Below are 22,531 nucleotides of genomic sequence, written 5' to 3'. Positions count from 1 at the left end.
GGGTTTACTTCAACCCCCGGCGTGACCTGTCACAGTGGCGGCCCGCATGAATAAGAAAAGGGAATCAAACCGCTTCCAGGTCCCGCTGATGTATGCCTTTCGCGAGGCATTCGAAGCCGGGGATTCGCGAAAACTCGTCGAAGAGCGGCTTGGTGGCGAACGTGTCGTAACCAGCCGCGCTTCGCTCGCACGCCGCGGCACTGACGAGGTCCGCCTCAAACGGAACCTCGTCATTGATCTTCTGGCCTTGGTGAACACGGTCGACCTCGGTTCAGCAGTCGATCTTTCCGACATGGAGTGGGTCAGGCAGTCGGTGCTCAATTTCGGCCTTCCGGACATCACCCACCTTACCAGCGACGAGGAAGGTGTGGACGACATCGCGAAATACCTTGCCGACGCGCTCCTCCAGCATGAACCCCGTCTCGACCCGGATAGCCTGGTCGTTACCCGGGACGAATTTTTCGACGATGTCGAGCAGCGGGTCCGCTTCCGCGTCAGCGCGGACATGGCTTGCCGGCCGGCGGACGTGCCCATCGATTTCGTCGCCGAGATCGATATCTCCTCGGGCAAGGTCCTGCTCTCGCGGCTTCCGGTGACGTCATGAACCGCGAGTTCCTCAATCTCTACAACCAGGAACTGAAATACTTCTACGAACACGCCCGCGAGTTCGCCCAGGAATTCCCCGGCGTGGCGGAGCGGCTCGGCGGCCTCGCCGAAAACAACATGGATCCAGGCATAAAGGCGCTCTTCCAAGGCAGTGCCTTTCTGGCCGCGCGCGTGCAACTGAAGCTGAAGTCGGAGTTCTCCGAGTTCACCGCAGCCCTGCTCGACCAGCTTGTTCCCGACTACCTGGCGCCGATTCCTTCGGCCATCATCGTCGAAGCAACGCCACCCTTCGCCGACAAGAACCTGGCCGAGGGGCGTCATTTTCCGGCAGGCTCCAATCTCGACGCCGTCTATGTCGAGCAGGAGCGGCGTGTCTCCTGCCGCTACCGTCTTTCCGCCCCCCTCTCCGTCTGGCCGCTGCATCTGGAGACGGCGGAGTATTATTCCGGGCCGGCGCCATTGCAGGCCCTCGGCCTGGAGGTGGCGGAAGGCACGGCCGCGGGTCTTCGCCTTTCCTTCCGCCGCCGCACCACACGACTGGAGGATGACAAGCCCGCCGCCACGCCCCCGGCGCCCCCGTGAACGCACTGCCGCTGGACACCCTGCCCGTCCACATGCTCGGAACGGCGGTCGACACCGCCGCACTCTACGAGCAGCTCTTCGCCAACTGCCGGCGCGTGAGCATCCGCTGGCTCGATGCCTTCGGCGATGCGCAAGTCACCGCGGCACCTCCCGGCCTTCTGCAGCAGTTCGGCTTTTCGCCCGACGAAGCACTGCTCGGCCAGGAGCCACGTGTCTTTTGTGGCTTCTCGCTCCTGCGCGATTTCTTCGCCTTCCCGCAGAAATTCACCGGATTTCGGCTTGAGGGTCTGCGGCGGGTGCTTGCTCCGGTCGGTGCTCCCGCTTTCGATCTCCTGTTCGAGTTCGATGCGGCCGTTCCGCGTCTTGCCTCCGTGGTAAACCGGTCGTCCTTCTCGTTGTATTCCGCGCCTGCCGTCAATCTTTTCGAGATGCAACTGAGCCGCATCCCGCTCAGCCGGCACGAGCACGAGCACCACATCGTGCCCGACCGCAGCCGCCCGCTCGATTTCGAAGCGCATCGCATTCTCGACGTTTTCGCCCACTACACGGGCGCACGGGAGAAGGTCCGGGTCTTTCCCCTCTACAGCCTTCCCCCGGGCGACATTCGCCTGAACGATGCTCTGTTCTATACCGTCCGACGCCTGCCCCGGAAAGAAACGGTGCGCGAGCGGCAGCGTGGCTCGGCAACCCAGTATTCGGGAACGGATATGTTCCTCTCGCTTCGTGAGCCGAACGGCATCGATGATGACGATCGGGCGCACGAGCTGAGCCTGCGCGCGTTGGTCTCCAATCGTCATTTGCCCGAGCACCTGCCGGTGGGCGAAGCGGGTGCCGACTTCTTCCTTACCGAGGATACCTCCCTCCCCCTGCGCTGCATCGCGGGCCCGACGCCCCCGCGCGAATCCATCGTTCATCTTGAGCGGCGCCACCGCAGCACGGTCCCATCCGGCGAGATCGCGTGGAAGCTCATCAACCTGCTTTCCCTTAATCATCTGGGGCTCGTTGACCGCGACAGCAGGGATCGCGCCGGCGGCCTGCGCGAGCTTTTGAGCCTGTTCACCGATCTCTCCGATATCGTGACCGAAAGCCGCCTGCGCGGCATCCAGGGGATTTCTTCGCGGCCGATCGTGCGCCGCATCCGCCAGGAGGACGGCTTCAATGCCGCCCGCGGCATCGAGGTCACGGTCCTTCTGGACGAGAAGGCGTTCGAAGGTACCGGCATCATGATTCTGGGAGCGGTTCTCGACCGTTTCTTCGCCGAATATGCGTCCATCAACAGCTTCACCCAGACGGTGATCGAATCCCGGCAGCGCGGAATCGTGAAACGATGGCCGCCGCGCGGCGGCACGGGCAGGGTCCTATGAGCTACCGCAAGGATTTGCGCGAAGAACCGCACCGCTTCGATTTCTTTGCGGTGCTGCGTGAATTCGAGCGATCGGAGCCGAACAAGCCGCGCATCGGCGACAGCAAGGTGCCCGCGGAGGATATTCTCCGCCTTGGCCAGGATCCGTTCCTCGAGTTTCCGGCTTCGAACCTTTCCGCTTATGAGGACCGGCCCGGTGGGCCAGCGAGGATAAAGACCCGCTTCCTGGGCTTCTTCGGTCCCCAGGGCGCGCTGCCGCTCACCACGACGATCGAGGCATATACGTGGGCGACACAGCACGATCCCTCCTTCGCGCGCTTCACCGACATCATCGCAAACCGGTTCCAGCAGCTCTTCTATCGCGCATGGGCGGACGCGCGGCCCATCTCCCAGCACGAGCGTCCCGATGCCGACCGGTTCTTCGCTTATGTCGGCTCGATGGCCGGGATCGGCAGCGAGCCTTTCCGTAACCGCGATACGGTAAGAGACATCGCCAAGGTCTCGTTCGCCGGGCTCGCCGGGGGGCAGGTCAAGAGCGCTGCCCGCCTCAGGCAGATGCTCGAGGCCATGTTCGAGGTCGGGATTGAGGTCGTGGAGCGGATCGGAAGCTGGCTCATCTTCGAGCCCGGAGACCGCTTGGCTCTCGGCACCATGGGCTCCACCCTCGGTCAGGATACGTTTCTCGGTTCGCGTGCCTACAGTATCAACGACAAGATCCGCATTCGCATCGCCGCCAAGAATCTCGAGCAGTATCGCAAGTTTTTGCCCGGCGGAAATCTTTCGGATCAACTGGCCGATCTTGTTTTCTTTTACATTGGTCACCGTTTTGATTTTGACGTAGAGTTGGCGTTACGGGCAGAGCATGCGCCGGCTGTCGAACTGGGACGCTCAGGCGAGCTTGGATGGACGTCGTGGATCGCGCCTGCAAAGCCCGAAAGGGGCGAGACGGTCTACTATCGCGATGCACGTTTCAGCCCGCTGGAAATGCGACGCTCGAGCGGAAGAAAACCCAAGAAAAACAGGACGGCCGCCGAGACAACTGGAGGGGAATCCGGTGAGCGACATCAGCCTTGAAACCGTAACCGGTAAATTGAACCGGGTCGGCTATGATGCCTTCATGCGCTCCTTGCGCCACGCCAAGGGCGCCGGCAACCGCAATGTGGAGCTGGCCCATTGGCTCCTGCACATCCTGTCCAACGACCGGTCCGATGTCTCGGTGACGCTGGATCACTATGGGATAGACCGTGCGCGCATCCTGAAGGACCTTGCCGACACGGTGAACGGTTTCCGCAAGAACGAGACGGAGATGCCCGGCATCTCCAACCAGATCATGGATTGCCTGGACCGGGGCTGGCACTATGCCACACTGTTCTTCGGCGAGACGCAGATCCGCACCGGCCATATCCTTGTCGCCGCGCTGAAATCGGTCGAGCTGCGCCGCGCCTTCCAGCAGATATCGAAGGCATTGGGACAGATCGACGCCGACCGGCTGGTGGCGGAGGCGGGGCGGCTGTGGGCGCAGTCGGACGAGGAGAACCTGCGCCCGATGGACGGCTCCGGCCTTGCGGCGGCGGGCACGGCTGCCGCGGCCGCCGCCTCCGGGGACGGCGCCAAGCGCGGCACCACCGCGCTCGACCGCTTCTCCGTCGACATGACTGCCAATGCGGCTGCAGGCCGCATGGACCCGGTCGTCGGGCGCGACGATGAAATCCGCCAGGTAATCGACGTGCTCATGCGCCGCCGCCAGAACAACCCGATCCTCACCGGCGAGGCGGGCGTCGGCAAGACGGCCGTTGTCGAGGGTTTTGCGCAGCGGCTCGCCTCCGGCGACGTGCCGCCGCAACTGAGAGGCGTGAGGCTCTGTGCGCTCGACATCGGGCTGATGCAGGCTGGCGCGTCCATGAAGGGCGAGTTCGAGCAGCGCCTGCGTTCCGTGATCGACGAGGTGCAGGCCTCTCCCACGCCCATCATCCTCTTCATCGACGAGGCGCATACGCTGATCGGCGCCGGCGGGGCGCAGGGCACGGGCGATGCGGCGAACCTGTTGAAGCCCGCGCTCGCGCGGGGAACACTCCGGACGATCGGCGCCACCACCTGGGCCGAGTACCGGCAATATTTCGAGAAGGACCCGGCGCTGACCCGGCGCTTCCAGCCCGTCAACGTGGACGAGCCGTCGGTAGACAAGTGCATCTACATGCTGCGCGGCATCCTGGAGCCTATGGAGAAGCATCATGGCGTGCGCATCTCCGACGAGGCGGTGGTGGCGGCGGTGAAGCTTTCCGCCCGGTATATCCCGGCGCGGCAACTGCCGGACAAGGCGGTGAGCCTGCTCGATACGGCCTCGGCGCGGGTGGCCATCAGCCAGAGCACCACGCCCGCCGCGATCGCGGACCTCAAGGTGGCCATCGAAGCGCACGAGAAGGAGCTTGCCGCGCTGGAGCGGGAGAACGAGCTTGGCCGCACCGACGAGAAACGCCTCGGCGAGCTCAAGGAGGAGATCGCCGCGACGCGGGAGAAGCTCGCCGCCAAGGAGGCGGATCTCGCCAAGGAAAGGGCGATCGTCGACGAGATCAACGCCCTGCGCGCCAAGATCGCGGCGGGAGCCGCCGCGAAGCCGGCGGCTGACGGCGAGGGGCCGGGAGACGACGAGCCGGCCATCGTCCCGGAAGACGTCGATGCGGCGCGCGGGGAACTGCGCCAGCGGCTTTCGAGCCTCGACGAATTCGATCCCGAAACGCGCATGATCTACCCGCATGTGGACGAGCAGGCGATCGCCTCCGTGGTCTCCGACTGGACGGGCATCCCCGTTGGCCGCATGGTGAAGGACGAGGTGCAGACGATCCTGCAGCTTGCCGAAATCCTCAGCCGGCGCGTGGTCGGCCAGGGTCACGGACTGGAGATGATCGCCCGGCGCATCGAGACCAACCGCGCCAAGCTCGACAACCCCAACAAGCCGATCGGCGTCTTCATGCTCTGCGGCCCCTCGGGCGTGGGCAAGACGGAGACGGCGCTGGCGCTGGCCGAGGCGCTCTACGGCGGCGAGCAGAACATCATCACCATCAACATGTCGGAGTTCCAGGAGGCGCACACGGTTTCGCTCCTGAAGGGCGCCCCGCCCGGCTATGTGGGCTATGGCGAGGGGGGCCGGCTCACCGAGGCGGTGCGCCGGAAGCCCTACAGCGTGGTTCTGCTCGACGAGGTGGAGAAGGCGCATCCGGACGTGCACGAGCTCTTCTTCCAGGTCTTCGACAAAGGGCAGATGGAAGACGGCACCGGCCGGCGCATCGATTTCAAGAACACGCTCATCATCCTCACCTCCAATGTCGGCACCGAGGTCATCATGCAGATGGCGGAGGATGGGAAGACGCGGCCGGAGCCGGAAGAGCTGAGCGCCGCGCTCAGGCCCTCTCTCACACAGGTCTTCCCACCCGCGCTTCTCGGCCGCATCGTGACGATCCCCTACTTCCCGCTGTCGGACGAGATGCTCTCCGGCATCGTGCGGCTGCAGCTCGACCGCATCCGAAAGCGCATCGCGGAGAACCACAATGCCGCGTTCGATTATTCGGACGGCGTGGTGGAGCACATCGTCTCCCAATGCAACGACCCGGATTCGGGCGGCCGGATGATCGACAACATCATCACGAATACGCTGTTGCCTGAGCTGTCGCGGCACTTCCTCAACCGGGCGCTGGAGAAGGAGGAGATCGCCAGCGCGAAGGTGGACGTGACCGATGGGAAGTTTGCCTACGAGGTGCGGTAGGAGGAGGCCATGAGGGTCAACGACCCGATTACGATTTCCGGTTACGTGACCAAGGAGAAGTATGTCTGCGGCCGTACGTTGGCCGAGTTGGAGCGGCTCCTCGGCTTCGCCGCCGGACGCTTCTCCAAGGGGGTGACCGTTGCCAAACCGCGCATGTTGCCTGGCGTGAACGACTTCGAGACCGCAGGCTACTCCCAGGTGGCCGAACATCGTCACCGTCCTCCTTCCGGGCTCGATTACGGCGTCCTCCGACGATTGGCGCGGGAGAGTTGGGCGCTTTCCGGTCCCGAAAGCCTGATCAAGTTCCTGCCCAATATCCCTCACGCCGATCTTGATCCGGACGTTCAGTATCCGCCGGGAAAAGGTGTTCCGCAGTGGCGGATCGCCAAGCCGGGAGTTCCCGGCTTTGTCGTCGCCGAGATAACCGGCTACCCGCAAAGCCGCTATTCTTGACGCGGGCCTGAGACATATTCCTGCCGGCCCTCGCGGCCGCCGGGAGAGGCGAGGAATTCGGCACGCAGGGCGCCGGGAGTCCTGGGTGGGCCTATTGGAGGAAGGCAGATGTCGCGTACGCTTTCGCGAGGCATGACCGGACAGGACGTCCGCGCCCTGCAGGACGCTCTCAACTTCCACATCCGGCGCGGCGAGCGCCTGAGGGTGGACGGCATCTTCGGGCCGAAGACGGACGCGAAGGTGAGGGAGTTCCAGCGGGCCAACAAGCTTACGGTCGACGGGCTCGCGGGTCCCCGCACGCAGGGCGAGCTCTACGAGACGACGCGGCTGACCGTCCCCCTCGCCTTCATGCCCAATATGGCGCTCACCCCGCCGGCCTTCGGCGGCCCGCGGCAGGTCGGCATCAAGCCGCCGCGGCTCGTCCCGCCGCTGCAGTGGCCGGGACCGCCCTTCCCCGTGCCGCCGCCCTTCACGCTCGGCGGCAGCTTCACGCTCCTGCCGCCTCACTTGACCATCCTCCCGGAATTCAACGCGCCCGCCAACGTGCTCGGCCTCGACATCACGATCCCGACGAGGAAAGACCCTCTCGACCCGGCGGTGGCGAGCCGCCTGGCGATCATCGACCTGATCGACGACCTGCCGGTCAACTCGAAGTTCAAGGTGTTCCTCATCAACAAGGTGCCGAACCCGGAAAAGAAGATCTCGCCGCCGGGCACCGGCTTCGACTGGGGCGCGGAGCCCGTGTTCGATCCGTTCGACCCCACGGGCATCGGCGTGAAGGGAAACGCGGCCTTCTCCATCCGCGTGAGCGAGGGCGCGGGCGGCAAGCCGAACGTGGTCTTCGGCGCCTGGGGCGACGGCAAATTCTTCCTGGACTTCACCGGCAAGAAAGGCCAGCCGCGGCCGCTTGTCCAGGCGGAAGGCCAGTTGTGGCTCGGTTTCAAAGGCGTGTTCTGACAGGCGCCGCGCCCGGCTCGTATCCTGATTGTCGAGGAACCGCCTCGCCGTCGTCACGAAGCCCGAAGGGCTGCCCAGGCTCCATTGGCCGCGAGACCGTCGGGCGCCGACCGGGTTCCCGTCTCGACATCCTTCGTCCCGCCTTCCGCGGAGAACGGTGGTCATGCTTCACCGTCGCCACGCCCGCTTTCGCGTCTGGCCATTGTCAAAGAACCTGGGAAGCGGGGCGCGTTGTCCACGCCACTCAATTAATTTTTTAAGGCGCTTCCAACGCGCCCCGCCGGAGTCTGTCCCGACCTCGGCCGGTCACTCGGACCCTTCTCCTTCCCGGCTGCACCCAATGAAGGGGGTGGTCTCTGCCGGGCCGGAGGAGAACCCTAGCGGCTTCTCCGCGGTTGCCTGGCACCGTCTGGAACCCGGTGCCCGGTTTTTTCCGAGATGCTGTCTCTGACCCAGCACCCCGGCACCGCCGGCCTGTCGCGGGCCCTCGGATCCCCAGGTTCCGATCCTGGGGAGGGAGGTCTCCGCCGCCCTCCCTGATCCCCGGTCCGGACCCGGTTCCCGCGAGAGCGATGGGGCAAGAATAAGGGAGGCTGGAGAGGTGGGGAGAAAATGGGCAGGAAAAAAGATCCGGAAAGCTGTTAAGCGGCTGTTTTTGCCGGGACCTTTTTTCGAGGACGAAAGGAATCGGGGCGAATTTGTCCCCGTTCGGGCATTCTGTGACAAGGACCGCCGCCACGATGCGGGATGGCCGCCGCGCTCCTCCCTCTTCCGCCGCGCGCTTCCGAGGCGGGATCTCCTCCCTTCGATGCATGCGAGCGCTCCAGGCGGGCTCAGGCGAAGGCCACTTCTCCCTGCAGCGGCTGCGGAAATTCGCTCGTGTCGAGCAAGCGGCCATAGGCCTGCACGTGATCCCGATTGAGGAAGAACATCGTTCGCCGCTGGATGGCCGAAACGGCCATGAGGCGGCCCGGCCCGACGGGATCGCCGTGAAGCCGGCTCAGCAGCGGATAGACGGGGTCGATCGCCTGGTCGTTGGTGTGGCCCTTGTGGCGGATATAGCTCGCGATCGCGTTCGCCGTCTCGTTGCCGAGATAACCGTCCACCTTCAGCGGCCGCAACGGCGCATGGGTTTTCCCCATCGGGCCCATTCCCTGCGGCTTGCGGAAGTCCACGAGCCCGAGTTTCGGGAGGAGCTTGTTGATCGAAAGCTGCACAAGCTGAACATCGGCACGCCGGTTCGTGAGACCCCAGCCCACGCGGTCGGTGATGTCCCAGATCCAGACCGGATTCATTTGCGGCAGTTCAGTTACGCGGGCCATGGAAATTCCCTAGAGTGTCTATTGGGAATGCGTAAAGGCAGGCAGTGGGACGAAGAAGCCGCGAGATTACGCTCCTGAGTCCCATCCTCCTCCACCGCCGGTTCCGTCATCGCCCCCGCCGTCGGGGCTACCGCCACCGGGATCTCCTCCGGTTCCACCATCTCCGGTACCGCCTCCGCCCCCAGCGTCTCCACTAGAGCTTCCGTCACCGGAGCTTTCGGAACTGCCGGTGCTTGCAGTTCCGTTGTCGCCGCTTCCGCTGACCCTCTGCTGAATGTTTGGCGCACGCCTGGCCCTCTGCTGATTGCTTGACGCTCGTCTGACCGTCTGTTGAGCGGGGGTAACTGCTCTCGCTTCAGGCTGGGGCGGAGGAGGGGGACGCCATAAGCAGCCCTCTAGCGCAAAGAGCGACGTTCCAAGAAAAAGTGCGAGTACAAGCCGTTTCATAGCCCCCTCCTGATCCTCAGAGCATGTCCAGGCGCGGATTGGATTCCATCCACTCACGCACAATCAATTGTCCAAGAAGATCAGGCGCGGCACCGGACGCGGAGCCAAGGACGGCCACGACCGCTTCCCTGGTTCTCGGCCCCAGCGCTCCGTCGATCTCGATACCTCTGGCGCCGGACCGGACGAGCGCCTTCTGGATTTCCATATTGAGCGTGCGCTCGGGAATGCCGGCCAAGGCCTCCCGCGCCCGCGTGGAAGGGGTGCCCGCGTCGCGCCCTGCAGCCAGGGCAAGAAGCCGGATATCCTCGCCATCGCTGCCCATCAGCGAGCTGTCCTGGCGCATCATCTCTGCCGCGTAGAAGGCACCCCACGCGTCGCCGCGATCGGCGCTTTCCCGGAAGAGGCGGAAGATCGCAGCCTGATCGGCGCTGCCTTCCTTGCGCAGCATGAGGGCCAGTAACCGACCGGCATGAGGGTGCAGGCTTTGATGAGCCTGCATCAGCAATTCCTTGGCGCGGGCGGTATCCTGCTCGACGCCGACACCGTCACGATAGAGGAGCGCGAGGTTCATCGCGCCCCAGATGTCATTCCGCTCATAGGATTCACGGAAATAACGCAAGGCGCGCTCCGGGTCCTTCGGTACACGCTCGCCATAGAGATACTCGGCGCCAAGCTGGTTCATGGCATAGGTGTGGCCGGACTCGGCGGATTGTGTCAGCAACTCCATTCCGCGCGGCACATCCGCCGTCAGTCCGCTGCCAAGCAACAGGGCGCGGCCGAGGGAATACTGCGCATAGGCATCGCCGCGTTCCGCCGCCGCCTGGAAGAGCGGGATGGCCTTTTCCGGCTCCTTCCTCACGCCCGCGCCGAGCTGGTAGAAGCGCCCGAGAAGCTGGCCGGAGCGCACATGGCCGGCATCGAGCGCGGCCTGGAAATAGGCGATGGCCTGCTGGTATTCGCCTTTCGCGTAGAGCACGCGCCCGAGCTGGTGCTTGAAGCGCGCCACGTCCGGATGGTCGCGCACCGCCGCCTCGCAGGCGGCCTGCGCCTCGTCCAGGCGGATGTCGTTGGGGTAGACGCCCTTCACCACGCCCTGCACGTCCAGCGGGTCGCCCGCAAGCTCGTCGCAGGCGTTGAGCGCCGCGTTGACGGCGATGACGACGGGCGCCCTCCCCGCCGCGTTTGCGGGCCTGAGCACGATCCGGGCATCCGTATCGATGATGCGGAGCGCCGGGCGGACCGCAAGGCGCGTCACGTCCTCCGAGCGCACCAGATCGCCTTCCGAAAGCATCGTCTCGTCGAGCGCGATCTGCGTGGAGGGCGAGCGTTCCTCCACGCGATACCAGCCTTCGGGCAGGCTGCCCGCCGCAGGCAGCGCATCGGAGACGGTCACGAAGCCGGTGCCGATGTCGGTGGCGAGCGCGAGCTGCACGGGCGCCTCGGCCCTTGCCTCGGCAGGCTCATCCGGCTCCGGCGCTTCCCCGGCGGCGATGGAAAGCGCGGGCTCCTCCTCGGCAGGCTCCAGCGCCGGGTCGAAGACGACGGCCACGGCGCCGCTCACCGTCTCGCCGGTGGCCGAAGCGACGGAATAGGGGATGAGGTCGACGGATTTCTCGCCGGGCTCGGAGACATAGACGACCTCGCCGAGCCGCTCGGCGCCGATCTCCGCGCCCGGCTCGATCGCCCGGCCGTCGAGCATGAGCGCACCGAATTTCGGCGCCTGCCCGAAGCGGGCCGTGAGGGCCGCGTCGCCGCTCGCGACGGGCGGCGGGATGTTCAGCCGGACCTCGCGGCTTTCAGGCGAGACGCGCACCTCCGTCAGGCTCTGGTCCATCACCAGCATGTTCTGCCGCGTGACGAAGTAGAATTGCGAGGTGAGGCTGGAGACGTCCCACGGCACCTGTCTTCCGCTGGTGCGCTCGATCACGTCCGTGCGGATATCGGTGAGGAGCTGGCGGACCTCGACATTGGGCGTAAGCACATGGCCCACGAGGGACTCGGTGAAGGGGCTCAGGCTTCCCGCACCGTCATAGGCCACCTGGTCGGGCGCGGTGGAATAGACGATGAGCGAACCCTGGCGCGGCACGAGCGAGGCCAGCCCCTGCTTGCCTTCCACGGAGACCTTCCTGTCGCCCAGGAAATAGGCCTCGTTGCGGAAGGGATTGTCGCGGCAGGCATCGAGCACGAGGATCTGCAGCGAGGAGCTTTCGCGCATGTAATCCAGGAGATTGGAAATGTTGTAGGATTCAAGCTCCAGATCATAGGAGGAGGACAGGCTGGCATCGACGGGCAGCACGAAATTCTCGCCCGCCACCTGCACCGCGTGGCCGCTGTAGTAGAACAGCGCGACATCGCCATCGTCGAGCGATCTCAGGAAATCGCGGATGGTCTCCTCAAGCTCCGCCTTGTCGAGATCCGTGCCGATCGTAACCTCGAAATTGGCGTTCGCGAGCACCTCGCCCACGTGCCGCGCATCATTCACCGCATTGGGGAGCGGCGTCAGCGCGTCATAGGCGGAGTTGCCGATGACGAGCGCGGCCCGCCGGCCCTCAGCCTTTTCGGCGCGGGCGCCGGCGGAAAGGATCGCGGCCGAGGAGAGGGCGAGAAGCAGCACCGCGGCGAGGCGCAGGAAGGGCCCGAGCAGCGGGGCGAAGGCGCGCGGACGGACCCTCGCAATGCGCGTTCGCGCGCGCGCCATGCCTCGTCGTACGGGTCCCTCAGCGCCGTGCAATTCACCACTCCTTTCGAGCGGCAGCGTGCATGCTTCAGACTGCGTGGATAATATGTCCGGAGGCGGCACAAGACAAGGCGCTTGATGAGCCGAAACCCTTGGCGGACTAAGCCTTTCGACGGATCGGCGGGGGCTTCAGAGAGCCTCCGCCGCCGCGTTCACGAGGGCGGCCAGGGCCTGCTTGTAGCGGAGGAATTCGGGCGAGGCCTGCGCGACCTTCTGCACGGTCGTGGCGGAAGCGGCGGGCGCGCGCCCGCGCGTGCCGCGCATCTTGTTCTCGGCCCAGCCGATCACCCAGTTCGCGTCCTTGCCGGACAGGAAGGGATTGGCGCTGATCACCCCCTGCCCCAGCACCTCCGCAAGGGCGGCACCGGCCGGCGCTGAAAGCACGATGTGCGCGCCCTCCATGCCCAGGAAATGGCAGAGATAGAGCCGGCCGGCGGTGATCTGGTGGCCGCGGGCGCGCAGATAGGCTTCGCCCTCGCGGGCGAGGTTGCGCACCATCTCACGGGAGATGGTCGGATCGAAGCGGAGCGCCAGAAGGTCCGCCGTGGAGAGCGAGCGGGCAAGATCCGGCCGGTAGGTGCGCATCATGCGCAGCCAGGTGGATTCGATGAACTGGCCCAGTCCGGTGGCGGTGGAGAGCGGGTTCTTGGCTGCGGCGTCGCCGCCGCTTTCGACGCGGATGATGCGGTCCGTCAGCGCCTCCACCGCCGAACCGTCCGAGGCGACGGTGACCGTGCCCAGCGGATCGACGGCGTTGCCGCCCGAGTAGAGCTCGAAATGCAGATGCGGGCCCGTGGAAAGCCCGGTCGTGCCGACATAGCCGACGACATCGCCCGTCTTGACCGCCGTCCCGGACCTGGCGGCGGGGGCGAAGCGCTCCAGATGCGCGTAGCGCGTCTCCCGCCCGCCCGGATGGGAGATGCGCACGAGGTTGCCGTACTCGCCGGCCTCGCCCGCAAACGCCACCTCGCCGTCGAAGGCGGCGAAGACGGGCGTGCCCACCGGCGCAGTCCAGTCCACGCCCTTGTGGATGCGCACGGTTTTCAGGATCGGGTGCTTGCGCGGGCCGAAGGTGGAGGTGAGCACGCCGTTGACCGGCGTCACCATGCCGTTGACCACGCTGATCGAATGCACCCGGTCGTCGCCGGAGACGCAGGCGAAATCCCCGCCGCCCTCGCTGTAGACGAAGCACTCGAAGCTCTTCTCGGCCCCGCGCACGGCCACATAGAGGACGCGGCCGGAAGCGCCGTCCGCCCCGCGCGGCGTGCCGGAATAAACGAGCACGAAACGGTCGCTCTCGGTGGCGAAGGCGTTGAGGTCGTGCCCGCGCGAGAGATACATGATCGCCTCGCCGATGACGCCGGTCGGCACCTGATTGCGGGCGGCGGTGGAATAGATCGCGTCGAGCAGCCGGTACTGGCGCTTCGGCGCGTTCTCGTCGATCTCGCCGGAATAATGGAAGAGGTCCTCGCGCACCCACGGGTCCGTGCCGGAGACGAAGCTTCCATCGGCGCCGCGCGCGAGCGAGCCCACATAGGTCTCGTCGGCATAGACGGAGACCTGCATCAGGACGAGGGGCGCGCCGCGCTTCCCGCGGAAGCCGCGCAGCGCGACGACGAAGCCGGGTTCGAGCGTGTCGCGGGAGAAGAAGGCCTTCAGCGCTTCGCCGGCAAGGCGGGCCTCCTCCGCGCCGAAGCGGTGCTCCAGCACGACGCTTTCCAGCGTCCGCGCGGTCAGCACCCTGACGAAGATGTCCTCGCTCGCCTGGAAGCGTTCCGTTTCCGGCGTCACGAAGCTGATGCTGGTGGTGTTCTCGATCTCGGTCTTTTCGAAGGCCGGAAGGGCCGCCTCCCCCTCCGCGATCGTCTCGCCCCAGCCCGCGCCTTGGTCCGCCCCGATGCCGGCCGCGGCGGGCGCTTCCGGCTGGACGGGAGAAAGGGGCGCGGCGGCAGGCGTAATCGCCGCCATGCGCTGCGACTGGAAGAAGGCGAAATCCTCCTGGCTGGAGGGAATCGTGGTCATGAACCGCTCGCTGGAGCTGATCATGACGTCGGAGAGGATCTCCACCCGCTCGGAGATGCCGGCATCCGAGAGATCCGGCGGCCGGGGCACCGCCTTCACCTTCGGCGCCTGGCTGCCGTCTCCCAGGCTGATGATCATCGGGTCGCCCGGCAGATCCACGATGGCGGGAACGTAGACCGCCGCGTCCTCCGGCAGCATCTCGGCCTCGGGCGTGATCGTCACCACCTCGTCCTCGTAGAAGCGGATCGACCAGTGATCGCGGGTGAGATAGACGCCGGCGGCGAGTGCGCCCGCGACGGCGAGACCCGCCGCGGCGGCTGCCCTGCGCCACCGGCGCTTGCGCCGGCGGGCGAGCAGCGCGTCCTTCTTCTGGCGGAAGCTGGCGTCGATCTCGTGCATCGCGATGCCGCCTCACGGCCCGAAGGTCGTCAGGAACAGGGTCCATCGCGCCTGCTCCAGCGTGTCGACTTCGATGAACTTCGCCGCCTGGTGCCCGCGCTGCCAGCAGTCGTGGATGCCGCGGATGGCGAAGCGGCGGCTTTCGATGCACATGTCCGTCGTGCCGCTCAGGATCGGCTGCCAGAACACGTCGGTCGCATAGACATAGATGTAGCGGTTGACCAGATCCTCGCGGATGACGTTGACGCACTGGTTGGCTCCGACGGTCCACCAGCCCTCGGTCTGGAACTTCCAGGTTTCGTCCTCGGCCGCCACGCCGCCCGTCTCCTGGCCGACGGCGACGTTCACCACGTCGAGCGTCTGGTTGCAGATGGTGAAGGCCGCGCCGGCCCTCGGCGCGGGCAGGAACAGGCAGAGGAGGAAGGCAAGGCCGGCGAGCAGGAAGCCCCCCGCCCTGCCCCGGGCGGCGATGCTCCGTCGCTGCGATGTCCCAGAAACCGTCACCGGACCTCCCCCGAAGGCACGTGCTTGCGGAGCCTCGCGCCTCGAAAAGGCGGCGCGGCCCCGGACAACGATAGCGCAAGACCGCCGTTCTTTGCAGTCGTTTCCTGGCCCGGCAACAAAGCGGCCGCTTTTTACTGTCCGTGCCGAATGCCCGAACAAAAGCCCAAGAAATGCGCGCGAAAATATTTGTCTTTGTCATGGGGAGGGTTACACTCCCCCATCGGCAAGGCGGCGGGAGGGAAGCATGCTCCGCAGGCGGGTGTCCGCGTTCTTTGCAGCCGGTCTTCTGACCTTGGGCGCCCCGCAAGGCGCCGCCGGGACCGGCGGTTTTTCGGTCGAGCTCAATGACGCAGTGGATATCGAGGGTGGCTGCCGGCTGGTCTATGTCGCCTTCAACGGCACGGGCATCGCGCTGCAGAAGACGTCCTACGACGTCTTCACCTTCGACCCGAACGGACGCGTCGTACAATCGCTCGTCTTCCAATTCGGCAGCTTTCCGGCAGGCAAGACGAAGGTCGTGCAGTTCGACCTTCCCGACCAGCCCTGCGCCGAGATCTCACGGCTGCTCGTCAACGAGGCGACCGAATGCGTGGCGGAGGAAGGGCCGTCGACCCTGTGCATCGACGCGCTGAAGACCTCGACGCGCGTGCCGATCGCTTTCGGGCTGTGAGGCGGCCATGCGGCAAGTCATCATCGACCAGTTGCTTTCCGCGGGCGGACCGGTCTTCGTTGCACTGGTCCTGACGTCTGTCGCGGCGCTTGCGGTGACGATATTCAAGGTCCTGCAATTTTCCCGTCTCGGCGTCGGGCGCTCGCGCGCGGCGCGGAGCGCGGTGGCCATATGGGCCGCGGGCGATAGGAGCCGCGCGCTGCAGGAGGCGCGGTCGGAGATCTCGCCCTCCTCCGCCGCCGTGGCGAGCGCCATGATCTCCTTCCAGCATCACCCCGGCGATCATCAGCGAGCGCGGGAACTCGCGGTTCAGAGCGCGGCGGACCAGCTCACCGCCATGTCCCGCCACATGCGGGTTCTGGAATCGGTCGTGCAGGCGGCGCCCATGCTCGGCCTCCTCGGCACGGTCATCGGCATGATCTCCGCCTTCGCCGAGCTTTCCGCAGCGGGCGGCGCCGTCGACCCGTCCACGCTCGCCGGCGGCATCTGGACCGCGCTGCTGACGACCGCCGCCGGGCTCAGCATCGCCATCCCCTTCTATTTCGTCTCCGTCTGGCTCGAATCGCGCATCGATGACGAGCGCGCCACGATGGAGGCCGCAATCAACGCCATGCTCTACAGCGAGACGGGCGGCGCCCCGCCTCCGGCCGGCGCGGCATTGCCGGCGGGTCTGCTGCCACAGGGGTTTGCGGGCCAGCGGCCCTGAGAGGGATCGCCCGGGATGGACCGGACCACGATATTGCCTACCCCCAGGCGCAGGCGCATCGCCTTCGTCCTCACGCCGCTGATCGACGTGATCTTCCTGCTTCTCATCTTCTTCATGCTCTCCTCTCAGATCGCGCCTTACTCGCTGCTGCCGCTCGGCGGCGTAGCTGCCGGTACGGATGAAGCAGAGGCGGCGCCCGCCGAAGCAGTCAACGGCGCTGCGCAGCCATTGGTTGTTCGGATCGCTCACGGCGAGGTGACGATCGGCGCGGAAAGGATGGCGATCGCGCAGCTCCAGGATGCCGTAGGCCACTTTCGACGACAGGGGGTGGAGACCTATCTGCTCATTCCCTCGGGAGATGCCGAGTTGCAGGACGTGGTCTCCACCCTCGAGGCAATGAAAGCCGCCTCGGCCGGCTCCGTCACCCTGCTTAACCCGATCCGGGAGCGGCCATGAGCCTTATTCCCCCGCAGCGCCGGCGGCCGAAGCCGAATTTCTCGCTGACCACGGTGAACATCGTGTTCCTGCTCCTGCTCTTCTACCTCGCTGCCGGAAGCCTCGTCTCGCGCGGCGAAGTGGAAGCCGACATCCCGATCACACGGGACCTGCCGCTGGAACGTTTGCCGCGCCCGCTGCTCCTGATCGCAGAAGGCGGGCTGTTCCTGGATGGGAGCCCGGTTCCGCCGGGACAGGCCGGCGCCCGCGCGCTTGCAGCCATGAGCGCCACGCCGGGAGCTGCCTTCGTGAACCTGCTTGCCGCCCGCACCATGCCTGCAGGCGATTTCCTCACGGTCGTTTCCGCCGTGCAGGAGGCCGGCGTGCCGGTGCGCGTGGTGACGCTGCACGAGGGCTATGGCGTGAAAGAGGTGCGGCCGTGAAATCCGCAGGCGACGGAAGGCTGCTTCTGCTCGGGGCCGCCGCCTCCGTCGGCGCGCACGCGATGCTGGGTGCCGGCCTTTGGGCGATGCCGGACCCGCCGGGAGTGCAGGGGCGGGGCACCACCATCGAAGTCCAGGCTCTTCCGACCATGTCCGCGCCGGGAGTCGCGCAGGCGCGGGTCCTGCAGCCGTCTTCGACAGTGAGGCCTGTGGCCGAGCGTGCGCGGGACAGTATGCGGCGGGAGCCGGCGGAGCTTTCGCGAAAGACGTTGGCGGCTGCGGACGCAAGCGGACGCATGGCACCGAGCACCAAGGAAAGTGTTTCGATCGCCCGGAAGAGCGCTGCCGTGCCGCTTGCGCCCTCGGCTCGGCAGGCAAGCCGCCCGCTCGAAGCAGTGGAAGGGATCGGCCGCGCAGCTGCTTCTGGAGCTGCGCCAGCCCCCGCGGCAAGCCCCGGCGACACCGCGACACGGGTGGTTACACCTTCAACCGCTTCCACTTCCGGTGAAGTCGCTTCGAGCACACCGCCGCCGGTTGCGGCGGGCATGGCCGCCGCACCACGGAGGATCGCGGAATCCGGAACGATCGCAGCAACCGCCGCGCAGCCGGCAGCATCGACGCCCGCGGAATCGAAACGGGCAGCATCAGCATCCGCAACGGCATCTCGGGTCGCCATAGCCGCGCCCACGGCGTCCGCCTCCCGTATTGTTTCCTCGCCTTCCTCCAGCGGCACGACCGCCTCCCCTTCCGCCGGCGACGGTGAGGAGATGGCCCTCATCGCACCCCGGATCCCCGAACGCGAGACACCGCCGAGAAAGGAGATCGACCCCTTCGCCAGCATGCTCGACGTGATCGCCGCACATGAAGCGGGCGACTGCTTCCTGGCTCTTGCGCCGGCAAAACCCGAACTCGCGATCGACGGCTTCGCAGCCGTAACCGGCGAGATCGAGCAACTCCGAAGCGAGATCGCGCGCCGCGTCGGCGTTCCAGTGGAGGCACGGTCGCACGAGGTGTCGGAGGAACAGTGCCGCGCATTGTCGTTCGCGCGCGCTCTTTCGGCCCGCCCCATTCCCGCGCTGGCCATCGAACCGGACATGCGCGTCGTTCCGAGCGGCGGAATCCTTTCCGGGCACGTCGGCAATTTCGGCCGGAAATGGGTCTATTTGCTGCTTGTGGACGATGAAGGGAAGGTGGAGGAGGTGCAGGACCTGTTTCGCGAGGCGAATGGCGCGATCGGCTTCAGGGCGCCGGTGACGCTGGAGGACGGACCGGTGGAGACGGTACAGATCCTTCTGGCGCTGGCGAGCGACTCGCCGCTCGAGACCGTCGCGTCGCACGACAAGAAGCACGCGGCGGCCTACTTCCCGGCGCTCGCCACGGAGATCCGGCGCGGCGGACGGCCGGTCGATTTCGGCCTTACATTCTTTTCGGTGCGGTAGAAGGGTCAGCCGCCGAGCCGGAAATATTTGGCGACCGCCGTGCTTTCCGGACCTCCGGCACTGATCTCGGCCAGTACCCGCGGCAGCACTTCCGACGCGCGGATCGGACGGGAAAAATTCGCGGCGTCCAGGCCGTTCCTGCTGACGACGGCGACAACGACCTGGGGAACGGTCCTGTTCCGGGCGAGGTCGGCACTGGCGAGGCCGACATTGATGCTGAACTCCGCCCTTCCGCCCTCATTCCTCACGTGCTTGTTGAGGCTGTAGGCCATGCCCTTGTGGTCGATCAGGATCAGGTCGATCTTGCGCCCGTTGAGCTTGGCGATCTCGCCATGCACTTCCGCGCCGTTGGCAATGAGCGTCTGACCGAGCGACAGCACGGGCGCGGACGCCGCCGAGCCCCCGACCTGGCGCAGGAAATCGGTGATGACGCATTGTTCCGGCTCGATGAGGCGGGCGCCGATCTCGGGCTCGATATGGAAGGTCTTCTGGAAATCCTGAAGCAGGGCCTCGAACGGCTCCACGCTGCGCCCGAAACCCTCGATCTCCGCCGATTTGTCCGTGACCGAGACCGCGGTGGCATAGAAACAGTCCCTGTCGCCATAGTCGCGGATCCAGGAGACCCGGGTAGCGACGTCGTCAATGACCTTTGCCGCGTCCTGCCGGGGCGCTCCGGGGAGGACTGCTGTCAGCTCGGCCGGAGGCGAGGCTTCCGTTCCGGGCGTGGCGGGAGCCGAGGGAGCGGCCGTGTCGGACGAGAGCGCGGCCTGCTGCGGGGCAGGCGCATGCATCGAAGGTGCCTGAACCTCCTCCGGCCCTGGCTGCGCGGCCGGTGAGGCAGTCTCCTGCGGTTGCCGATCGGCCTGCTCCACCGTCGGCGGCGCTGCCGTGGCGGATTCGCTTGCGGGCGGTGATGTCGAGCCCGCCGGCTCCGCAGAGGCCTGCTGCTCGGGATCGTTTGGCGCAAGCAAGGGCGTTTCGGCTTGCTGCGCAGGGGCATCCGGCATGGATGGTGAGCGACCGAAGAGGTCCAGGTAGTAGGCACCGCCACCGGCGGCGGCCAGGAGGATGACGGCGGCGGACGGCAGGATGAAGCGCTTCGGTCCGGGCGGCCTGCCGCCCGCTTGGGACCCGGGGGCCGCGCTGGCGGTGAAGGGCGTCTGCGGTGGCGCGACGGGGCCGAAAGGACTTTCCGCGACGACGGCTTCCGCGCTCGTTCCGCCGGTGCCGGGCGCGGTCGAGACCGTGGGTGCGGAGTCATTCTGCCGGGGCGGAATGGTCGCTGCCGCGTCCTGCTGCGACAGCCAGGCGGCGATCTCCGCCATGCCGGGCGGGCGGTTCGCGGGATCCGGCTGGAGCATCGCCTCCACGAGCGGGCGAAGGGTCGGGTCCATGGAGGAGATGTCGGGCACCACACGGCGCTTCTCGATGACTTCGAGCTGCGACCCGCTCATGTCGAGCGGCGCGCCGAGCGAGACCGCGGCGAGCACGAGGCCGAGGCTGTAGATGTCCGACCGCTCGGTCACCTCGCCGCCGAACAGGCCGAGCTGCTCCGGCGAGACATAGTTGTACTTGCCGGCGAACTTGCCTTCGAGGAGCGTCTTGCCGCCGACGATGGCCGAGCGGGCGATGCCGAAATCGATGATCTTGGCCCTTTCCACCCGGCCGCCCGGAAGGATGACGTTGTCGGGCGAGAGATCGCGGTGAATGATGCCCGCCTCGTGCGCGGCGGCCAGGCCGGACGCCACCCGCAGGCAGAGCCGGCGCACGTCCTGCGACGGCATCGGTCCGCGCTTCATCACGTCGATGAGCGACTCGCCGTCGACGAACTCCATGGCGAGATAAGGCCGCCCCATGCCGGGATCGATGGTGAAGACGTGGTAGCGGACGATGGCCTCGTGCGAGAGGTGGTTGAGGATGGAGGCTTCCTTCTTGAAGAGCGACAGGATGGTCTCGTCGCGCGCGAACTCGGGAAGCACGATCTTGATGGCGACGGGATCGCCCGTCTGGATGTTGTGCCCGCGGAAGACCTCCCCCATGCCGCCCATGGCGATGCGCTCGTCGAGCTCGTAAATGCCGGAAAGCTGCGTGCCGACATCGACATGCGCGCCCGGGAGGATCTGCGTCTTATCGTCCGACGACATGGCGCCACCATCTCCGATCATCGGCGGTTTCACTCGGGCTCATCGCGTTCAAGGCTTCTCCCTGCCCTCGGCCTTCACGACGACGACCGTGACATTGTCGGTGGCGCCGCGTGAAAGCACCAGTTCGAGCAGATGCTCACATGCTTCCTGCGGCGAGCGGCCGATGACATTGTCCCTGATCTCCTCATCCCGCACGTGGCCGGTGAGGCCGTCCGTGCCGAGCACGAAAATGTCGCCCGGCAGCGCCTGACCCTGCCGCACATCGATGGTGATCTCGTCGGCAACGCCCACCGCATGTGTGATGACGTTGCGGCGCGGCCAGTGCTGCGCCTCATCCTCGGTGATCGCGCCGCGGTCGAGCAGTTCCTGCACCTCGGTGTGGTCGCGGGAGATCTGCGCGATCGCGCCGTCGCGCACGAGATAGACGCGGCTGTCGCCCGACCACAGGCAGGCATATTGCCCGTCATAGGCGAGGAGCGCGGCCACGGTGGAGCCGATGGTGATCCCGCCGCGCTCCTGCGAGAGCCGCCTGATCTCGGAGTGGGCACGGGCGAGCCGGTCCTCGAAACGGGCGCGCAGGTCCGGCGCGGAACTCGCCACGCCCAGCGTGGCGAGATGCTCGACGATGCTGCCGGAGGCCACCTCGCCCGCCTCGTGACCGCCCATGCCGTCGGCCACCACCCACAGGCCGCTTTCCGGCTCGAGCAGGAACCGGTCCTCATTGTGGTCGCGCACATGGCCCGTATGGCTGACGCCAAAGCATTCGAAAGAGTATCGGCCGCCGTTCACGAGATCTCACCCGCGATATCCCTGTGCCCGGCCAGTTGTACCCTTGCCTGTTCGACGGCCCGGCGCGTTGTTCCCATGGCTATTCTGCCACAACGCGCAGCATGAGAGTATAGAAATAAGGGTCCGGCAGGCCTTCGCGGGCGTGGAGCATCGGTCCCGCCTCGCTGGTGCCTGCCGTCCACCAGTAGGACCGCACGCGCGCGGCCTCGCGGTAATCCGCCTCCACGATGGAGGCGAGGAGTGCCGCCACGCCGGCATTCGCCTTCCCGCGCCAGACGGGACCACCCTTGAAGAGCGCCAGGCCGTCCGCCGGCTCGGCGCTCTCGGTGGAAGGCTCGGGGAGGTCCGAAAGGAGCGTCTCGGGCCGGATGCCCGCGGTCTCGCCAAGCGTTGCAAGAAGCCGGGATTCGAGCGCGGCGTACCAATCGCCCTGCGGCGCAAAGGGGGGCGGCGGCGTCTGCCGCCCGGGCTCCGCTACGTACAACGCCATCAGCGGGAAATAACGGCCAATGCCATCGACCGACGGCATGAGCGCACCGGCGCAGGAGGCGCCGAGGATGCCGGGGCCGACCCAGAAGCGCCAGATCGGCGCCACGAGGTAGAGTTCCTCCCAACGGCTTCCCAGTTCCGCGCGGCTTGCGGCAACGGCGGACTGGAGCCAGGTCTCCAGCGGATGCAGCACCTCGTGCGGGATTCCGAAGGAGATGAAATCTCGTTTCTGGGGCAGCTTGCCGAAAAGACCGAAGCCCATCG

General features: G+C 66.5%; 19 protein-coding genes. 12 read left to right on the top strand and 7 right to left on the bottom strand.

The window, feature by feature from the left end:
* Positions 1-46 precede the first annotated feature (46 nt).
* The 7 genes from PVE73_RS08040 (at position 47) to PVE73_RS08010 (ending at position 7,721) form a co-directional block, all read left to right on the top strand.
* Complete coding sequence (locus tag PVE73_RS08040; protein ID WP_277366436.1) at positions 47-604, top strand: GPW/gp25 family protein; 558 nt, start codon at positions 47-49, stop codon at positions 602-604.
* Positions 601-1,188: a type VI secretion system baseplate subunit TssF gene (locus tag PVE73_RS08035; RefSeq protein ID WP_277366435.1), complete on the top strand. Its 588-nt coding sequence runs from the start codon at positions 601-603 to the stop codon at positions 1,186-1,188. The genes PVE73_RS08040 and PVE73_RS08035 overlap by 4 nt, the downstream gene beginning before the upstream one ends.
* Positions 1,185-2,552, top strand: a complete 1,368-nt coding sequence (gene tssF / locus PVE73_RS08030; RefSeq protein WP_277366434.1) for a type VI secretion system baseplate subunit TssF — start codon at positions 1,185-1,187, stop codon at positions 2,550-2,552. The genes PVE73_RS08035 and tssF overlap by 4 nt, the downstream gene beginning before the upstream one ends.
* Positions 2,549-3,625 (top strand): type VI secretion system baseplate subunit TssG, encoded by a 1,077-nt coding sequence (gene tssG / locus PVE73_RS08025; RefSeq protein ID WP_277366433.1) that lies wholly within the window; start codon positions 2,549-2,551, stop codon positions 3,623-3,625. Before tssF ends, tssG begins: the two co-directional genes overlap by 4 nt.
* Positions 3,606-6,311, top strand: coding sequence for a type VI secretion system ATPase TssH (tssH, locus tag PVE73_RS08020; protein ID WP_277366432.1), 2,706 nt, complete (start codon positions 3,606-3,608; stop codon positions 6,309-6,311). Before tssG ends, tssH begins: the two co-directional genes overlap by 20 nt.
* Before the next feature lie 9 nt (positions 6,312-6,320).
* Complete coding sequence (locus PVE73_RS08015) at positions 6,321-6,764, top strand: hypothetical protein (protein WP_277366431.1); 444 nt, start codon at positions 6,321-6,323, stop codon at positions 6,762-6,764.
* 108 nt (positions 6,765-6,872) lie between these two features.
* Positions 6,873-7,721 carry a peptidoglycan-binding domain-containing protein gene (locus tag PVE73_RS08010; protein WP_277366430.1) on the top strand — a complete coding sequence of 283 codons (849 nt, stop codon included), beginning with the start codon at positions 6,873-6,875 and terminating at the stop codon, positions 7,719-7,721.
* Between the two features lie 833 nt (positions 7,722-8,554).
* Here the strand turns inward: PVE73_RS08010 and PVE73_RS08005 are convergent.
* The 4 genes from PVE73_RS08005 to PVE73_RS07990 all read right to left on the bottom strand — a co-directional run bounded on the left by PVE73_RS08005 (position 8,555) and on the right by PVE73_RS07990 (position 15,089).
* The gene (locus PVE73_RS08005) at positions 8,555-9,043 is read right to left on the bottom strand and encodes a hypothetical protein (protein WP_277366429.1); all 489 of its coding nucleotides are present in this window, start codon (positions 9,041-9,043) and stop codon (positions 8,555-8,557) included.
* Positions 9,044-9,506: 463 nt separating this feature from the next.
* The gene (locus tag PVE73_RS08000; protein WP_277366428.1) at positions 9,507-12,188 is read right to left on the bottom strand and encodes a caspase family protein; all 2,682 of its coding nucleotides are present in this window, start codon (positions 12,186-12,188) and stop codon (positions 9,507-9,509) included.
* 168 nt (positions 12,189-12,356) lie between these two features.
* Complete coding sequence (locus PVE73_RS07995) at positions 12,357-14,648, bottom strand: M23 family metallopeptidase (RefSeq protein WP_277366427.1); 2,292 nt, start codon at positions 14,646-14,648, stop codon at positions 12,357-12,359.
* Between the two features lie 12 nt (positions 14,649-14,660).
* On the bottom strand, positions 14,661-15,089 hold the full coding sequence (locus PVE73_RS07990; protein WP_277367384.1) for a DUF1036 domain-containing protein: 429 nt from the start codon (positions 15,087-15,089) through the stop codon (positions 14,661-14,663).
* Between the two features lie 307 nt (positions 15,090-15,396).
* On the opposite strand from PVE73_RS07990, the gene PVE73_RS07985 reads away from it, so the two are divergent.
* The 5 genes from PVE73_RS07985 to PVE73_RS07965 are packed head-to-tail and all read left to right on the top strand — an operon-like array spanning position 15,397 to position 18,845.
* Entirely contained in the window at positions 15,397-15,822 is a 426-nt protein-coding gene (locus PVE73_RS07985) for a hypothetical protein (protein ID WP_277366426.1), read from the top strand.
* Positions 15,823-15,829: 7 nt separating this feature from the next.
* Positions 15,830-16,528, top strand: a complete 699-nt coding sequence (locus PVE73_RS07980; RefSeq protein WP_277366425.1) for a MotA/TolQ/ExbB proton channel family protein — start codon at positions 15,830-15,832, stop codon at positions 16,526-16,528.
* 15 nt (positions 16,529-16,543) lie between these two features.
* Complete coding sequence (locus PVE73_RS07975; protein ID WP_277366424.1) at positions 16,544-16,984, top strand: biopolymer transporter ExbD; 441 nt, start codon at positions 16,544-16,546, stop codon at positions 16,982-16,984.
* Positions 16,981-17,406, top strand: coding sequence for a biopolymer transporter ExbD (locus PVE73_RS07970; protein WP_277366423.1), 426 nt, complete (start codon positions 16,981-16,983; stop codon positions 17,404-17,406). Before PVE73_RS07975 ends, PVE73_RS07970 begins: the two co-directional genes overlap by 4 nt.
* On the top strand, positions 17,403-18,845 hold the full coding sequence (locus PVE73_RS07965) for a hypothetical protein (RefSeq protein WP_277366422.1): 1,443 nt from the start codon (positions 17,403-17,405) through the stop codon (positions 18,843-18,845). Before PVE73_RS07970 ends, PVE73_RS07965 begins: the two co-directional genes overlap by 4 nt.
* A 5-nt stretch (positions 18,846-18,850) precedes the next feature.
* Here the strand turns inward: PVE73_RS07965 and PVE73_RS07960 are convergent, their stop codons facing one another.
* The 3 genes from PVE73_RS07960 to tagF form a co-directional block, all read right to left on the bottom strand.
* Entirely contained in the window at positions 18,851-20,989 is a 2,139-nt protein-coding gene (locus tag PVE73_RS07960; RefSeq protein ID WP_277366421.1) for a serine/threonine-protein kinase, read from the bottom strand.
* 48 nt (positions 20,990-21,037) lie between these two features.
* Positions 21,038-21,778, bottom strand: coding sequence for a protein phosphatase 2C domain-containing protein (locus PVE73_RS07955; RefSeq protein WP_277366420.1), 741 nt, complete (start codon positions 21,776-21,778; stop codon positions 21,038-21,040).
* A 79-nt stretch (positions 21,779-21,857) separates the two neighbouring features.
* Positions 21,858-22,529, bottom strand: a complete 672-nt coding sequence (gene tagF, locus PVE73_RS07950; RefSeq protein WP_277366419.1) for a type VI secretion system-associated protein TagF — start codon at positions 22,527-22,529, stop codon at positions 21,858-21,860.
* Positions 22,530-22,531: the final 2 nt, after the last annotated feature.

This window comes from Chelativorans sp. AA-79 (assembly GCF_029457495.1).
GTDB lineage: Bacteria > Pseudomonadota > Alphaproteobacteria > Rhizobiales > Rhizobiaceae > Chelativorans.
This window is presented reverse-complemented; position numbering and strand designations above follow the sequence as displayed.

Bases quoted from the DNA above. Each gene is read 5' to 3' on its own strand.
- PVE73_RS08040 (WP_277366436.1), top strand. From the start codon at position 47: ATGAATAAGAAAAGGGAATCAAACCGCTTCCAGGTCCCGCTGATGTAT.
- PVE73_RS08035 (WP_277366435.1), top strand. From the start codon at position 601: ATGAACCGCGAGTTCCTCAATCTCTACAACCAGGAACTGAAATACTTC.
- tssG (WP_277366433.1), top strand. From the start codon at position 2,549: ATGAGCTACCGCAAGGATTTGCGCGAAGAACCGCACCGCTTCGATTTC.
- PVE73_RS08015 (WP_277366431.1), top strand. From the start codon at position 6,321: ATGAGGGTCAACGACCCGATTACGATTTCCGGTTACGTGACCAAGGAG.
- PVE73_RS08010 (WP_277366430.1), top strand. From the start codon at position 6,873: ATGTCGCGTACGCTTTCGCGAGGCATGACCGGACAGGACGTCCGCGCC.
- PVE73_RS08005 (WP_277366429.1), bottom strand. From the start codon at position 9,043: ATGGCCCGCGTAACTGAACTGCCGCAAATGAATCCGGTCTGGATCTGG.
- PVE73_RS08000 (WP_277366428.1), bottom strand. From the start codon at position 12,188: ATGGCGCGCGCGCGAACGCGCATTGCGAGGGTCCGTCCGCGCGCCTTC.
- PVE73_RS07995 (WP_277366427.1), bottom strand. From the start codon at position 14,648: ATGCACGAGATCGACGCCAGCTTCCGCCAGAAGAAGGACGCGCTGCTC.
- PVE73_RS07985 (WP_277366426.1), top strand. From the start codon at position 15,397: ATGCTCCGCAGGCGGGTGTCCGCGTTCTTTGCAGCCGGTCTTCTGACC.
- PVE73_RS07980 (WP_277366425.1), top strand. From the start codon at position 15,830: ATGCGGCAAGTCATCATCGACCAGTTGCTTTCCGCGGGCGGACCGGTC.
- PVE73_RS07975 (WP_277366424.1), top strand. From the start codon at position 16,544: ATGGACCGGACCACGATATTGCCTACCCCCAGGCGCAGGCGCATCGCC.
- PVE73_RS07970 (WP_277366423.1), top strand. From the start codon at position 16,981: ATGAGCCTTATTCCCCCGCAGCGCCGGCGGCCGAAGCCGAATTTCTCG.
- PVE73_RS07960 (WP_277366421.1), bottom strand. From the start codon at position 20,989: ATGTCGTCGGACGATAAGACGCAGATCCTCCCGGGCGCGCATGTCGAT.
- tagF (WP_277366419.1), bottom strand. From the start codon at position 22,529: ATGGGCTTCGGTCTTTTCGGCAAGCTGCCCCAGAAACGAGATTTCATC.